Origin of the sequence: Microbacterium bovistercoris, assembly GCF_003387575.1 — a bacterium.
Classification (GTDB): domain Bacteria; phylum Actinomycetota; class Actinomycetes; order Actinomycetales; family Microbacteriaceae; genus Microbacterium; species Microbacterium bovistercoris.
Map to the genome: position 1 here is coordinate 42,939 of NZ_QUAB01000039.1, position 14,989 is coordinate 57,927.

Sequence of the window (14,989 nt, forward strand, 5' to 3'; positions counted from 1 at the left end):
TCCTTTGCGTCGTGGAGGGAGGGCGCTACTGCTTGACGGCGCCGGCGAGGATGCCGGCGACGAACTGGCGCTGGAGGAACAGGAACAGGATGAGGATCGGCAGCATCGACAGCATCGTGCCGGTGAGCAGCTGGCCGTAGTCGGTGCTGCTGACGCCCTGCAGGGTCGCCAGCGCCACCGGGATCGTGTACGCGTCCGGCGAGCGCAGCACGACGAGCGGGAACACGAACGCGTTCCACTGCCCGAGGAACAGGAAGATCGCGAGCGCGGAGAGAGCGGGGCGGACCGTGGGGATCACGATGCGCATCAGCAGGCGGAACTCGCCGGCGCCGTCGACGCGGGCCGCCTGGATCAGTTCGCCGGGTATCGAGGTCATCGCCTGCCGCATCAGGAAGACGCCGAACGGCATCGCGAGGCCGGGCAGGATGATGGCCTGATAGGTGTCCAGCCAGCCCAGCCACACCATGATCTGGAACAGCGGCACCAGCGTCACCTGCGAGGGCAGTGCGAGGGTCACCAGCAGGATGCCGAACATCACGTTCTTGCCGCGGAACTCGAACTTCGCGAACGCGTAGCCGGCCGCGGTGCAGACGATCAGCCCGAGCACGGTGTAGATGCTCGCCACGAGCACCGAGTTGAGCACCGAGCGGCCGAACATCGTGTCCTGGAACAGGCCGGTGACGTTGTCCCAGAACGCGTCGCCGGGCAGGAAGTTCGGCGGGGTCGCGAAGATGTCCCTCGACGGATAGGTGGTGGCGATGATCAGCCAGTAGAACGGCAGCGCCATGAACACGGCGCCGGCGGCGATCGCGGTGGTCAGCACCAGCGAGCGGCCCGTGCGGCGGGGGCCGGCCTGGACGGTGGTCATGACTTCTCCCGGAAGAGTCGGAACTGGATCAGCGAGATGACGCCGATGATGAGGGTGAGGACGTAGCCGATCGCCGAGGCGTACCCGAAGTCGAAGTACTGGAAGCCGTTCTGGTACAGGTACATGCCCACGGTGAGGGTGGCGTTCAGCGGACCGCCGTTGGTGATCACGAACGGCTCGTCGAACAGCTGCAGCGTGCCGATGGTGGACAGGATCACCGTGAGGACGATCGCCGGGCGCAGGCCGGGCAGGGTGACGTGCCAGAACTGCTTGCGCGCATTCGCTCCGTCGACGGATGCCGCCTCGTATAGCTCGGTGGGGATCGCCTGCAACTGGGCGAGATAGATGATCGCGCTCTGACCGGTGTAGTGCCAGGTCATCGCGAGGACGATGGAGATCTTCGCCCAGAACGGGTCCGTGAGCCAGGGCACCGGCCCGATGCCGATGTAGCCGAGCAGCTGGTTGACGAAGCCGTCCTGAGAGTTGAACAGGGCACTGAACAGGATGCCGTAGGCCACAAGGCCCATCACGATCGGCACGAAGTACAGCGTGCGCCACAGCGCGCGGAACTTCAGCAGCACTGAGTTGAAGGCGACCGCGAGCACGATCGCGAGCGCGAGCATGATCGGCACCTGCACGATCAGGATGACGAAGGTGTTCCACAGCGCCGTGTAGAACAGCGGGTCCTGGAACAGCCGGGTGTAATTGGCCAGGCCCGAGAAGACCGCCTCGCCGTCGGTGTTGGTGGTGAAGCTCTGCCAGAGGGCGCTGATGTAGGGGAAGACCGTGAATGCCGCGAACAGGGCGATGGTCGGGAGCAGCAGCGCGTAGGGGACGTAGCGCGGGTAGCCGACGCTGCCACGACGGCGCGGCCTGGGCGGCTGCGCGACAGGGCGGGGCTCCGTGGTGCGCGGTGCGGATGGTGCGGTGATGGTCACGATGTCGTCGCGGGTTCCGGCGCCCGGAGGCGCCGGAACCCGCATCCTTTCTCGGGTCAGTCGTCCGCGATCTTGCGGCCGGTCTGCTGGGCGACGAGTTCGGCCGCCTCGTCCAGGACCTTCTGCGGGTCGGCATCCTGTGTGAGCACCTTGGTCTGCGCGTCGCTGTACGCCTTCAGGGCGCGGGCGTAATCGCTGGTGTAGTTGACGACGGGCGTCTTCTCGGCGAGCTGCGCGATGAAGATGTCGTTCACGCGCTGACCGCCGTAGAACTCGACGGGCTGCGAGAACTCCTTCGAGGTGATGAAGGGCTTGTAGCCCGGGAACATGCCGCCGGCCTTGTAGACCTCCTGGGCACCCTCCGTCGTCGCCATGGCGTACTTCGCGAAGGCGACGGCGGTCGCCTTGTTCTTGCTCGTGGTGGGCACCGACAGGTAGGTGCCGCCGTCGATCGCGGCGGTGAGCCCGCCCGGCTCGACGGACGGCGGCTTGCGCACGCCCCACTTGCCGGCCATCTCGGGGGCGTCGATCGCCATCTCGCCGGCCATCCAGCCGCCGCTCGAGAACGCCGAGACGGGCTTCTCGCCCTTCATCTGCGCGACCATGCCCTCCCAGCCGCCCTTGGAGTCCTGCTCGATCAGGCCCATGTCCTTGGCCTTCTTGATCAGCTCGAGGGAGCGCAGGCCCTCGGCGTTGTTCATCGTGATCTCGCCCTTCTCGTTGAAGTAGAACGAACCCTGAAGATTGGTCAGCAGCTGCCAGAGCCCGCCGGACGGACCCTTCGTGGCAGACATGTCCATGCGGAAGAGCGGGGCGCCCGTCTCGTCCTGCACGATCTTGGCGGCGTCGAAAAGCTCGTCCCAGGTCTTGACCTGGTCGATGTCGACTCCCGCCTGCTCGAAGAGATCGGTGCGGTAGAAGAAGCCGGTGGCGTTCACCTCGTAGGGCAGGCCGTAGACCTGGCCCTTCGCGCCGCTGCCGCTCTTCCACGCGCCGGCGGGGAAGTCGCCCTCGAGCTCCTCGCCGTCGTAGTCGCGGAAGTCGACCAGCTTGCCGGGGAACTCCTCGACGTAGTTGCCCATGTAGTCGATGCCGATGTTGAGCACGTCGGCGAGACCGGCTCCGCCGGCGGCCATGCCGGTGGTGATCTTGCTCCAGATCGCCGGGTTGCCCACGTCGAGCACCTCGACCTCGACTCCCGGGTGCAGCTTCTTGAAGCCGGGGATCGCGGCGCGCAGGCCCTTGGCGGGTGCGGTCCACGACCAGACGGTGATCTTGCCCTCGATCTTCTCGCTGCCGGCGGCTTCGCCGTCGGAGGCAGGAGAGCAGGAGGTGAGGGCGAGCGCTGCGGCAGCCGCGGCGATCAATGCAGTGGTGCGGCCGAGCCGCGAGGGGAACTTCATCGTTCAGGGTCCTTTCGGGTGCTGTGTGACATAGCAGCGGGTGGTGAACGTCATGCTAACAACAGATTCTGCAGATATGCAATGATGATTTGCAAGATTGCAGAACGGAAGAATGCATGGACATCGATGTCTTTCACCTGACCTCCGACGGTGTCAGCGTCGTCATCACCGCGGATGCGGGGGCGATGCCCGCGATCGCCTACTGGGGGCGAGGCCTCGGCGATCTCTCAGCGCAGGCGCTGGACGACATCACGGCGGGCACACGCCGTCAGCGCGCCACCAGCGAACCGGACATCCCGCTGCCGATCGGCGTCGTGCCCGAGGCGCGACAGGGTTGGTACGGCCCCACTGGCCTGGCCGGCCACCGAGCCGGCCGGCATCCGTTCCCCGCCTTCACCCGCACCGCCCTGCGCGAGGAGGGCGGTGTCCTCGTCGCGCACGGCGTCGACGAGACCGCCGGGGTCGCGCTGGAGGTGCGCCTCGAACTGCTTCCCAGCGGCCTGCTGCGTACGCGTGCGACCGTCACGAACGACGGCGACGGGCCTTACGCCCTGGAGGGCATGGACCTCGCCGCGCCGATCCCGGCGCGCGCCACCGAGCTGCTGGACTTCAGCGGCCGTCACAACGGCGAGCGCCGCCCGCAGCGGCACGCCCTGGTCGACGGCACGCATCTGCGCGAGAACCGCCGCGGCCGCACCGGCCCCGATGCCGTGACACTGCTCGCCGCAGGCATCCCCGGCTTCGGATTCGACACCGGCGAGGTGTGGGCCGCGCACCTGGCCTGGTCGGGCGACCAGCGACTGTGGGCGCACCGCACCAACGGCGGGCGCTCCTTCCTCGGCGGCGGCGAGGCGCTCGAGCCCGGTGAGCTCGACCTCGCGCCCGGTGAGCAGTACACCTCGCCGTGGCTGTACCTCACCTGGGGTGAGGGGCTGGATGCGGCATCCGCCCGCCTGCACCGGATGCTGCGGGCGCGACCCTCGCACCCGCCGGTCGGCCGCCCGATCACCCTGAACACCTGGGAGGCGGTGTACTTCGACCACTCCCTGCCGCCGCTGCTGGAGCTGGCCGATCAGGCCGCCGAGGTGGGCATCGAGCGCTTCGTGCTGGACGACGGCTGGTTCCGCGGCCGACGGCACGACCGGGCGGGACTCGGCGACTGGTACGAGGACGAGGACGTCTGGCCGCACGGGCTCGGCCCGCTGGTCGATCACGTGCGCGAGCGTGGCATGCAGTTCGGCCTGTGGTTCGAACCCGAGATGGTCAACCCCGACTCGGACCTCGCCCGGCAGCATCCGGACTGGATCCTCTCGCCCGAGCAGCGGGATGCTCCGCTCGCACGCCAGCAGCAGGTGCTGAACCTCGCCCATCCCGGCGCCTACGCCTACATCGCCGAGCGGCTCATCGACGTGATCACCCGGTACCGGGTGGACTACGTGAAGTGGGACCACAACCGCGATCTCACCGAACCCGTCGACCGCAGCACCGGACGGGCTGGCGTGCACCGGCAGACCGCAGCGGTGTACCGCCTGCTGCGCGAGGTGCGCGAGGCGTGCCCGTGGCTGGAGATCGAGTCGTGCTCGGCCGGCGGCGGTCGCATCGACCTCGGCATCGCCGAGTACGTCGACCGGTTCTGGACCAGTGACTCGAACGACCCGCTGGAGCGGCAGCGCATCCAGCGCGCCACGACCCTGCTGATGCCGCCCGAGCTGCTCGGCTCGCACGTGGGGGCGCTGTTCGCGCACACCACCGGCCGCGCGGCGAGCATGACCTACCGCGCGGTCACCGCGCTGGTCGCGAGCTTCGGGGTGGAGTGGGACCTGCGCGAGGCCACGCCTGCCGAACGTACCGAGCTGGCAGGCTGGATCGAGATCGCGAAGCGGCTGCGGCCCCTCACCGAGCGCGGCGAACTGCACCGCCTGGCGACTGAGCCCGCGCTGATCGCGCAGTCGGTCGTCTCGGCCGACCGTGCGCACGGCCTGGTCACGATCGCCGCGATCGACTCCGTCGCACACATCCCAGGCGGAACGCTGCGGATCGCCGGCATCGATCCCGACCGCCGCTACCGCGTGCAGCGGCTGACGGTCGAGGGCGCAGACGACCCCACCGCCCGGCGCGGGCAGCCGGCCTGGTGGCTCGAGTCGACCGAGGTCGCCGGCGTCGTGCTCACGCAGGTGGGGCTGCCGCTGCCCACGCTGCGCCCGCAGGAGGCCGGCGCGATCGAGCTGATCGTCGTATGACTGCACTCACGCTGCACAGCGACAGCCGTGAGCTCGAGAGGATCTTCGCCTGGGCTGTTGCCGAGGCGCGCTCGCACGTCGTGCCGGGCGGACGCCTGGAGCGGAGGGACGTCTCGGAGCGCTCGCCGCGGGGGAGCTGGCCGGTGCTGTACCGCGACGCCTACTGGGCCGGCTACCGGCATCGCTCCGGCTTCTACCTGCGCGACTTCGCGCACCAGGCCGTCGGTGCGCACATGCTGGGTTGGGCGCAGCGCAACGCGTCGATGCTCGCCGCCTTCGTGCGATCGGCGGACGAGCGGCACGGCGGCTGGCCGTGGTGGGCGATCAACTTCGACCTGCGCACACCGCTGGCGATCGACTACCGGTCGGCTGACCGGTTCGTGCGCGAGCTTCCCGCCGCGTTCGAGCTGGCCGAGACCGTGCAGGTTCTGCACCGTTGGACCGGCGACCCCGCACTGCGCGAGCATGCGGATGCCGCCCGGCGACTCGTCGAGGACTTCGCGGACGCGCACGACGTCGCGCCCCGCAACGGCGTGGCCGAGGCATCCGGCCCCGGAATCTTCGACGGCACGGCGAGTTACAACGAGCTGCCCGGCGTGGTGCTGCACGAGGCGGGCGACGGCTTCGCGGCGCAGTACGCCGCAACCCTGCATGCGGCCGCGCTGCTGGCAGGCACGGATGCCGCGCCGCGGCTGGCCGCGCGAGCGGCGCGGATGCTGCAGCACTACGCCTCCGTGTGGAGTCGCGGGCCCTCGGGAGAGGTCGTGTGCGGGTGGACGACCGCCGGTGAACCGGTCACCGAGTGGTCGCGCGAATCCACCTGGTTCCCGTTGCTGAAGGGCCTGCTGGTCGGTGATCGGGCAGCAGGCGAACTGGATCGGGTGGATGCGCTCTGCCGCGATGCGGCATCCGCTCCGCGCAACGTCGAGGCGCTCACCTATCTGCCCGACCTGTTCTTCCGGCACGGCCGGCCCGACACTGCGTGGCGCTGGATGCAGCACATCCACGCTCTGCGCGACGAGCCGCACGAGGTGCCGGAGCAGGGCGCGAACGGCTCGTACCCGGAGGTGTCGTTCACGCTGCTCAGCCAGATCGCGCTCGGCATGCTCGGCATCGAACCGGATGCTGCGGGCGGCCGGCTCACCGTGCGGCCGGGACTGCCCGCTGACATTGGCACCGTCGAGCTGCGCGGCCTGCCGTTCGGCCGCGGGGCCGTCTCGGTGCGCGTCACGAAGTCGGAGGTGCATGTCTGGAACGGAACCGGCAAGGCACTGCGCGTCGCCGCGTGCGAGGCATCCGGGTTCCGCGATCCGCACCTGGCCGAGGAAGCCGATGAAGGCGTCGTCGTCGTCGCAGGGGACGGTGCGGTGCTGCGCCGCGGCAGACGCTAGGACGACGACACGGGCACCGGTCCGGTGGACTTGCGCAGGCGCAGCTCCGGCTCGAGCAGCACCTCCTCGGTGCGCAGCGGGCGGTGCTGGATCATCGTGACCATCGCGCGGGTGCAGACCTCGCCGATCGACTCGACCGGCTGCCGCACGCTGGTCAGCGGCGGATCCGTGAAGTCGAGCAGGTACGAGTCGTCGTAGCCGATGACCGAGACGTCCTGCGGCACGTTCAGCCCCCGTCGCGCGATCGCGCGGTAGGCGCCGAGCGCCATGTCATCGCTCGCGGCGATGATCGCCGTCGCGCCCAGCTCGAGCAGCTCGTCGGCGGCGGTGCGGCCGCCTTCGATCGTGTATCGGCCCCTGGCGATGAGCTCCTCGGCGTCGTCGATGCCGCGGGACTCCATCGCGGTCAGGAATCCCTCGGCCCTCCGGTCCGCCGGAATGTTGCCGACGGGGCCCGCGGCCAGACCGATCCGGCGGTGTCCGAGATCGTGCAGATGCGCGACGGAGAGCTCGGCGGCCTGCCAGTCATCCGTCGACACGACCGGGGCATCCGCGTCGGCGAAGCCGCCGTTGACGGTGAGGAACGGCACACCGCGAGACTCGAGAAGCTGATGCGCGCCCGAATCCGAATTCCGGAGCGTGTTGCTGGACGAGACGAAGATCGCACCGGCGATGCCCTTGTCGATCATCAGCTCGACATAGTCCTGCTCGTACACCGTGCCAGGGAACACCGGGCACACCAGGGCGCGCAGCCCGTGCGGGCTGAGCTGTTTCTCGATCTCGTCGCACAGCTCGGCGAAGATCAACCCCCCGAGACTCGGCACCAGGATCAGCACGATCTCGCCCTTGTTGGTGCGCTCGTAGCCGACCGAGCGCAGCGCGGCCTCGACCTGATCGCGGGTCTTCTGCGCGACCCCGTATTTGCGGTTGAGTACGCGGCTCACCGTCGCCTCGCTGACGCCGGCGACGGCGGCGATCTCGGACAGCTTCATGGAGCCGGCCGGAGAGCGCGTCTTGCGCGTGCCGTTCTCGGTCGTCTCGCCCGCCATGGCCGAGGTCAGGACGCGAACAGCCGCTGCAGGCGCTGCACACCCTCGAGCAGGGCGTCGTCGCCGAGCGCGTACGACATGCGGATGTAGCCGGACGGGCCGAAGGCCTCACCGGGCACGACGGCGACCTCGGCCTGGTCGAGGATCAGATCGGCGAGCTCGAGCGAGGTGGTCGGCGTGACGCCGCCCCATGTGCGCCCGAGCAGACCCTGCACATCGGGGTAGACGTAGAACGCGCCGGTGGGGTTCGGCACCACGAGGCCGTCGATCTTCGACAGCTCCGAGACGATCAGGCGGCGACGGCGGTCGAACGCCTCGCGCATCTGCTCGGCCTCGGTCTGCGGACCGTTCAGTGCGGCGATCGCCGCCTTCTGGGCGACGTTGTTCACGTTGCTGGTCAGGTGCGACTGCAGGTTGCCCGCGATCTTGATCGCGTCGGCCGGGCCGACCATCCAGCCCACGCGCCAGCCGGTCATCGCGTAGGTCTTGGCCACGCCGTTGACGAGGATGGTCTGGCCGGCGACCTCGGGGAGAGCCTGCACGACCGAGGTGGCCTTCACGCCGTCGTAGGTGAGGTTCTGGTAGATCTCGTCGGAGATGATCCAGATGCCGTGCTCGAGGGCCCATTCGGCGATCGCCCTGGTCTCGTCGGCGGAGTACACCGAACCGGTCGGGTTCGACGGCGAGACGAACACGAGCACCGTCGTGCGCGGGGTGCGGGCGGCCTCGAGCTGCTCGACGGTGACCTTGTACTCCTGATCGGCGCCGGCGAACACCTCGACCGGCACACCGTCGGCGAGACGGATCGCCTCGGGGTAGGTGGTCCAGTACGGCGCGGGCAGCAGCACCTCGTCGCCCGGGTTCACCACGGTCTGGAACGCCTGGTAGACGGACTGCTTGCCGCCGTTGGTGACGATGATCTGGCTGGGCGAGACCTCGAGACCCGAGTCGCGCAGCGTCTTCGCCGCGATCGCCTCGCGCAGCGCGGGAAGGCCGGGGGCGGGGGTGTACCGGTAGTTCGCCGGGTCGGCCAGGGCCTCGGCCGCGGCATCCACGATTAACTGCGGCGTCGCGAAGTCGGGCTCGCCGGCGGCGTAGGAGATGACGGGCTTGCCCTCGGCCTTCAGGGCCTTGGCCTTGGCGTCCACCTTCAGCGTGGCGGACTCGGCGATGGCGGACAGTTTGCGGGAGAGAGGCGCGCGTTCGGTCACGATCACGATCGTACTCGGGTGGGCGAGCCGCTGCGCAGGCGAGGGGCGCGTCAAGAACCGACGTTCTTGACGCGCCCCTCAAACGATCAGGCGGCGAGCCCGTGCGCCTCGGCGACGGCCGGCAGCGTGATGCGACCGCCGTGCACGTTCAAGCCCTTGGCCAGTGCTGCGTCTTCCGCCGCCGCCCGGACCCAGCCCTTGCTGGCGATCGCCGAGACGTACGGGAGGGTCGCGTTGGTCAGCGCCCGGGTGGCGGTCTCGGGCACGGCGCCGGGCATGTTCGCGACGCAGTAGTAGATCGAGTCGTGCACCGCGAACGTCGGGTCGTCGTGCGTCGTGGGGCGCGAGCCCTCGAAGCATCCGCCCTGGTCGATCGCGATGTCGACCAGCACGGACCCGGGCTTCATCGCGGCGACCATGTCGTCGGTGACGAGCTTCGGGGCGGCTGCGCCGGGGATGAGCACCGATCCGATCACGAGGTCGGCCGTGGCGAGCTCCTCCGCGATGTCGTAGCGGCTGGAGGCGCGCGTCTCGAGTGCGCCGCCGTAGCGGTGCTCGAGCTCGCGAAGCCGGGGCAGCGAGATGTCGAACACGGTGACCTTCGAACCCAGTCCGAGCGCGTTCGCCGCCGCATGCTCGCCGGCGACGCCGCCGCCGATGACGACGGTCTTCGCCCGCGGGGTGCCCGGGATGCCGCCCAGCAGCGTGCCGCGGCCGCCGTTGGAGCGCATCAGCGAGTACGAGCCGACAGTGACCGACAGGCGCCCGGCGATCTCGCTCATCGGCACCAGCAGAGGCAGGCTGCGGTCGGGCAGCTGCACGGTCTCGTAGGCGACGGCGGTGGTGCCGGCGTCGACCAGAGCCTCGGTGAGCGGGCGGTCGGCGGCCAGGTGCAGATAGGTGAACAGCGTGAGATCGGGGCGCAGGAAGCCGTACTCCTGCGCGATGGGCTCCTTCACCTTGAGCAGCAGGTCGGCCTCGCCCCAGGCGTCGTCCGCGGAGGCGACGATCTCGGCGCCGGCGGCGCGGTAGGCATCGTCGTCGATGCGCGAGCCGTTGCCGGCTCCGGACTGCACGAACACGCGGTGGCCTTCGCGCACCAGCCGGTCGGCGCCGGCGGGTGTGAGGGCGACGCGATTCTCGTTGTTCTTGACCTCGGTCGGGACGCCGATCTTCATCGATTCTCCTGGGGTGGCGGGATAGCAGAGCGTAGAGAAGAATCGCAGAAACATCGGGGTCACGGATGAGATTTCGCAGAATCTTCGCATGATGCCCGGATCAGGAAAGATCCAGCGCCGAAAGTGGCACCTGAGGCGGTCAGTGCGGGCGGATCAGCGCGGCCAGGCGCGCGACGGCCTCGTCGACGAGGGCGTCGTCGAGGTCGCCGTACCCGATGACGAGGGCCTCGGATGCCGGCGAGGCGACGACGTAGCGTGACAGCGCGGTGAGCGCCAGATCCTCTGGCGCGGCCGCGATCAGGTCGGCGGCGACGACGCCGGACGGCAACCCGAGCACCAGGTGCATGCCGGCTGCGATGCCGGACACCGGCAGTTCGGGCATCCGCTCTGCGAGCGCCGCGAGCAGGCGTTCCCGGCGCCGGCGGAAGCGCACTCGAGAGCGGCGCAGGTGCCGCTCCAGGTCGCCGCTGGAGATGAAGCGCGTGAGCGCGGCCTGATCGATCGTGGAGGGAGCGGGTGGGGCATCCGCGAGCGAGAGCCAGGGCGGCAGCACCGCCCAGCCGACGCCGAGCGCGGGCGAGACCGACTTCGAGAGCGAGCCGATCAGCACGACCCGATCCGGCGCGAGCCGCTGCAATGCGGCGATCGGCCGCCGGTCGTAGCGGAACTCGGCGTCGTAGTCGTCCTCGATGATGAGGCCGTCGGCCTCTCGCGCCCAGGAGACCAGGCGCTCACGGCGGGCCGGATGAAGTGCCGCGCCGAGCGGGAACTGGTGCGCGGGGGTCACCAGCGCAGCCCGCGCCCCGGTGCGCGCGGCCTCGTCCGCCAGGCGCTCCGTGTCGATCCCATCGGCGTCCACCGGAACCGGTACCGGCTCCAGGCCGTGCTGCCGAGCCACCTCGCGCAGTCGCGGCCAGCTCGGGTCCTCCACCAGCAGGCGCGTGTGCCCCCGCTCGTGCAACGCGGCCGCGATGAGCGCCATGCCGTCCGTCGCGCCGTGTGTGATCACGATGCGGGCCGCCTCGACGTCGATCAGCCGCGAGCGACCGAGGTATCCGGCGACCGCGGCTGCGGCGAGCGGATGCCCGAACGGGAAGGCGCTCGCGAGATCGCGGTCGGGCAGCGAGGCGAGGCCCTCGCGCAGCGCCGCCGTCCAGCGTGAGCGCGGCACGGCGTGCAGGTCGGGGATACCCGGCCGCAGGTCGAACCGCGGATGCTGCGGGGGAGCAGCCGGCGCGATCGCCGCGCCCGCGGCGGGGTCCTGCGCGACAGCACGCGCCGAGGTCGGCCGTGCAGCGTCCGCCCATCCGGCCGAGACCCGCGTCGCCGAACCGGTCCTGGCGTCCAGCACGCCCTCGGCGACCAGACGTCCATAGGTCTCGGTGACCACCCAGCGCGAGATCCCCAGCGCATCGGCGAGCACCCGGCTCGGCGGCAGCGCCGCGCCGGCCGGCAGGCGGCCGTCGGCGATCGCTTCGCGCAGCGCGTGCTCGAGCCGGTCGCGCAGTGCGGGCAGGCGGCCGGGGCCGGCGGCGTCCGCTGCGGCGGGCGCGAGATCCAGCAGGGTCTCCCACGCGAGAATTGGTCTGGTGTTCTGCATTCTGATTGGAGTGTATGCCCGAACCGATCTCTTTCTAGCCTGGAGCTCACCGACGAAAGGGAAACCGACATGCAGTACCGCACCATCTCCGACGGACGCACCTCGTTCGAGGTCTCGACCCTGTGCCTGGGCGCCATGAACTTCGGCACCCGCGTCGACGAGCAGACCTCGCGCGCCATCCTGGATCGCTTCGTCGACGCCGGCGGCACGTTCATCGACACCGCGAACAACTACGCGATCTGGTCGGGCGGCACCGGCCGCGACAGTGAGGACCTGCTCGGCCGCTGGCTGAAGGACAGTGGCAACCGCGACAGCCTGCGCATCGCCACCAAGCTGGGTGCCGCGCCGCGCGACCCGGGCGTCCCGCTCACCGAGGACAACTTCGAGGGCCTGTCCGCCGAGGTCATCGCGCGGCAGGCGCCGGAGAGCGCCCGCCATCTCGGCGTCGATCACATCGACGTGCTCTACGGGCACGTCGACGACCGTGCGACCGATCCTGCCGAGACCGTCGCCGCCTTCGGCGAGCTGCAGCGCAGCGGCCTGGTCGGCATCACGGGCATCTCGAACATCGCCACCTGGCGCCTGGTCGAGGCGCGGCAGGAGGCGCAGCGGCAGGATGTCGCGCCCTACGGCCTGGTGCAGCAGCAGTACAGCTACCTGCATCCGGCGCCGAAGTACGGGCGCAACAACTTCGTCACGCCGGGAATGCTCGACTACGCGGCATCCACCGGCACGGCGGAGCGTCCGCCGCTGGCGCTCACGGTGTACTCACCCCTGCACCAGGGGGCGATCTCGCGGCTGAACCAGCCGATGTGGGGCGGTGTCGACCACCCCACCAGCCACGCCCGCCGCGCCCTGCTGCACGAGGTGGCCGCCGACATCGGCCGCACGCCCAACCAGGTCGCACTGGCCTGGCTGCTCGGCGGCGAGGTGCCGGTGATCCCGGTCGTCGGGGTGTCGAGCATCGCGCAGCTCGACGAGGTGCTCGGCGCCGCCGACGTCGTGCTCGATGACGACGTGCGCGCACAGCTCGACGCGGAGCCCGCCGACCCGCGCTGATCACGCGATCGGATGCCGGATGCCACGGGGCGTCCGGCCCCCGTCCGTCAGCGGGCGAAGGCGCCGTCGCGGGTGGAGACGATGTCCTTGCCGAGCGGCATCAGCGAGATGGGCACCAGTTTGAAGTCGGCGATCGCCATGGGGATGCCGATGATGGTGATGCACAGGGCGATGCCGGAGATGATGTGGGCGAGCGCAAGCCACCACCCGGCGAGGATGACCCAGATCACGTTCCCGAGGAACGAGCCGACCCCGGCGGTCGGCTTCGCGACGATCGTGCGGCCGAACGGCCAGATCACGAAGCCGGCGGTGCGGAACGAGGCGATCGCCCACGGGATCGTGATGATCGGGATGCACAGCAGGACCCCCGCGAGCACGTAGCCGAGGAACAGGCCGAAGCCGGCGAAGATCAGCCAGATGATGTTCAGCAGGGTGCGCATGCATCCATTCTCGTCGAGGCCGGCTGTGAGCCGGCGGAGGCGGCGATGGACCTCACCCGACGTCGCACTGGCAGAAGTCGGCGAGGCGGCGGGCCGGATGCTGCGGATCGGTGATGTCCACGATCGCATCCGCCGTGGTGTCGGCCAGATCGTCGTCGGTGGCGAGCCAGATGCGGAAGTGCCACAGCCAGCGGGCGCGCCCGGCGAGCAGCGACCCGTCACCGGCGACGATCGTCACCGCATCCGCTCCCGCTGCCCGCAGCGGGGCGACGAGCTCGTCCCGCAGAGCCTCCTCGGACCTCCCGTCCTGTGCGGCGGACGACGCGAGCACGCCGCGCCTGGCGAAGGCGGCAGCGAGATCCTCGGCGAAGGCTGCCGAGAGTGCCGCATCCGGGCTCGCGACGGCCACCAGTCGCGCACCACCGCGACGACTACGCAGGAACTCGCCCGCGATCTCGTCGTGGACCGGCGATCCGGTGACTGTCCCGCTCATGTCCTCAGGCTACGCCGCACTGCGCCCGGCTGTGTCAGCGCTCGACGAGCACGCCGTCCTCGTCGGCGTACAGCCGGGCGCCGGGACGGAACACGACATCACCGAAGGACAGGACGACGTCCACCTCGCCGGTGCCGTCCTTGCGGCTCTTGCGCGGGTTGGTGCCGAGCGCCTTCACGCCCAGCGGCATGCGTCCGATCGCGACGCTGTCGCGCACGCAGCCGTGGATGACGACGCCGGCCCACCCGTTGTCCACGGCCAGCTGCGCGATCATGTCGCCCATCAGCGCTGTGACGAGCGAGCCGGCGCCGTCGACGACGAGCACGGCACCGTCGCCCGGGGTCGACAGCAGGCCTTTGAGCAGCGAGTTGTCCTGGAAGCAGCGCACCGTGCGGATCGGCCCCTCGAAAGCCGTCACGCCGCCGAAGGAGCGCAGCTGCAGGGGGAGCGACTGCAGGGCGTCGCCGTGCTCGTCGTAGAGGTCTGCGGTAGAGGTCATGAGGGGTTCCTGTCCGGTTTCGTGTAGCCGACCTGCGTGAGCACCCTGGTCAGATACTCGTCGATCCGGGCGGCGCTCTCGTCGTCGGGGTGGGTCGTCAGATGCTGCAGGATCGCCCCGGCGAGGATGTCGGCGATCGCATCGATGTCGGCGTCCTCGGGGAGCTGCCCGACGGCCTGCGCGCGCCGCAGCGCCTCGCGCTCGGCGTGCTGGCGGCGAGGCGATTCCGCGGCGCGGTAGGCGGGGAGCAGTTCTGGCAGGTCGTCGATCGATGCGAACAGCCGGCGCAGCAGTCTGCGATTGCGAGGGTCGCTCAGGTGCAGCGCCCACGAGGCGAGCATCGTCGCGGCATCGGGCCAGTCGAGCAGCCGCTCGTCGTCCACCGCCTGCGCGCCCGAGACCGCCGCGAGCAGGAGCGCGGACTTGTCCGGGAATCGCCGGTAGATGGTGGTCTTGCCCACTCCGGCGCGACGTGCGACCTTCTCCAGGCTGAGGTCGGCGACGCCGTGCTCGATGAGCAGGTCGATGGGGGTCTGGCCGCGCTGATCGCGCAGCGCGTCGCGGCAACGGCGGAGCGGGGTACGTCGAACTGCTGTCCTGAACGCACCCCGCCCCACCGG

14 protein-coding genes are annotated in these 14,989 nt (G+C 70.1%); 3 read left to right on the forward strand and 11 right to left on the reverse strand.

What is annotated here, in order from left to right:
• Positions 1–25 precede the first annotated feature (25 nt).
• From DY023_RS07790 to DY023_RS07800, 3 genes are read right to left on the reverse strand one after another with little or no spacing between them, the layout of a single operon-like run.
• Positions 26–868 carry a carbohydrate ABC transporter permease gene (locus DY023_RS07790; protein WP_116241778.1) on the reverse strand — a complete coding sequence of 281 codons (843 nt, stop codon included), beginning with the start codon at positions 866–868 and terminating at the stop codon, positions 26–28.
• Complete coding sequence (locus DY023_RS07795; protein WP_220347259.1) at positions 865–1,806, reverse strand: carbohydrate ABC transporter permease; 942 nt, start codon at positions 1,804–1,806, stop codon at positions 865–867. Before DY023_RS07795 ends, DY023_RS07790 begins: the two co-directional genes overlap by 4 nt.
• Positions 1,807–1,862: 56 nt before the next feature.
• Positions 1,863–3,209, reverse strand: a complete 1,347-nt coding sequence (locus DY023_RS07800) for an extracellular solute-binding protein (RefSeq protein WP_116241780.1) — start codon at positions 3,207–3,209, stop codon at positions 1,863–1,865.
• A 116-nt stretch (positions 3,210–3,325) separates the two neighbouring features.
• Between DY023_RS07800 and DY023_RS07805 the strand changes: the two genes are divergently transcribed.
• On the forward strand, positions 3,326–5,449 hold the full coding sequence (locus tag DY023_RS07805) for an alpha-galactosidase (RefSeq protein ID WP_116241781.1): 2,124 nt from the start codon (positions 3,326–3,328) through the stop codon (positions 5,447–5,449).
• Positions 5,446–6,840, forward strand: a complete 1,395-nt coding sequence (locus tag DY023_RS07810) for a hypothetical protein (RefSeq protein WP_116241782.1) — start codon at positions 5,446–5,448, stop codon at positions 6,838–6,840. Before DY023_RS07805 ends, DY023_RS07810 begins: the two co-directional genes overlap by 4 nt.
• On the opposite strand, the gene DY023_RS07815 is transcribed toward DY023_RS07810, so the two are convergent.
• The 4 genes from DY023_RS07815 to pdxR form a co-directional block, all read right to left on the reverse strand.
• Positions 6,837–7,889 (reverse strand): LacI family DNA-binding transcriptional regulator, encoded by a 1,053-nt coding sequence (locus tag DY023_RS07815; RefSeq protein ID WP_220347260.1) that lies wholly within the window; start codon positions 7,887–7,889, stop codon positions 6,837–6,839. The two genes, DY023_RS07810 and DY023_RS07815, sit on opposite strands and share 4 nt — an antisense overlap.
• Positions 7,890–7,897: 8 nt before the next feature.
• The gene (locus tag DY023_RS07820; RefSeq protein ID WP_116241927.1) at positions 7,898–9,100 is read right to left on the reverse strand and encodes a pyridoxal phosphate-dependent aminotransferase; all 1,203 of its coding nucleotides are present in this window, start codon (positions 9,098–9,100) and stop codon (positions 7,898–7,900) included.
• An 86-nt stretch (positions 9,101–9,186) separates the two neighbouring features.
• Positions 9,187–10,278, reverse strand: coding sequence for an alanine dehydrogenase (ald, locus tag DY023_RS07825; protein ID WP_116241783.1), 1,092 nt, complete (start codon positions 10,276–10,278; stop codon positions 9,187–9,189).
• Between the two features lie 139 nt (positions 10,279–10,417).
• The gene (gene pdxR / locus DY023_RS07830; RefSeq protein ID WP_116241784.1) at positions 10,418–11,878 is read right to left on the reverse strand and encodes a MocR-like pyridoxine biosynthesis transcription factor PdxR; all 1,461 of its coding nucleotides are present in this window, start codon (positions 11,876–11,878) and stop codon (positions 10,418–10,420) included.
• A gap of 69 nt (positions 11,879–11,947) precedes the next feature.
• On the opposite strand from pdxR, the gene DY023_RS07835 reads away from it, so the two are divergent.
• Positions 11,948–12,937: an aldo/keto reductase gene (locus tag DY023_RS07835; RefSeq protein WP_116241785.1), complete on the forward strand. Its 990-nt coding sequence runs from the start codon at positions 11,948–11,950 to the stop codon at positions 12,935–12,937.
• 47 nt (positions 12,938–12,984) lie between these two features.
• Here the strand turns inward: DY023_RS07835 and DY023_RS07840 are convergent, their stop codons facing one another.
• From DY023_RS07840 to DY023_RS07855, 4 genes are read right to left on the reverse strand one after another with little or no spacing between them, the layout of a single operon-like run.
• A complete protein-coding gene (locus tag DY023_RS07840; protein WP_116241786.1) occupies positions 12,985–13,377 on the reverse strand; it encodes a YccF domain-containing protein in 393 nt (130 codons plus the stop codon).
• A 52-nt stretch (positions 13,378–13,429) separates the two neighbouring features.
• Complete coding sequence (locus DY023_RS07845; RefSeq protein WP_116241787.1) at positions 13,430–13,870, reverse strand: hypothetical protein; 441 nt, start codon at positions 13,868–13,870, stop codon at positions 13,430–13,432.
• Positions 13,871–13,904: 34 nt separating this feature from the next.
• A complete protein-coding gene (rraA, locus tag DY023_RS07850) occupies positions 13,905–14,369 on the reverse strand; it encodes a ribonuclease E activity regulator RraA (RefSeq protein ID WP_116241788.1) in 465 nt (154 codons plus the stop codon).
• Positions 14,366–14,986: a TetR/AcrR family transcriptional regulator gene (locus tag DY023_RS07855; RefSeq protein ID WP_116241789.1), complete on the reverse strand. Its 621-nt coding sequence runs from the start codon at positions 14,984–14,986 to the stop codon at positions 14,366–14,368. The genes rraA and DY023_RS07855 overlap by 4 nt, the downstream gene beginning before the upstream one ends.
• Positions 14,987–14,989 lie beyond the last annotated feature (3 nt).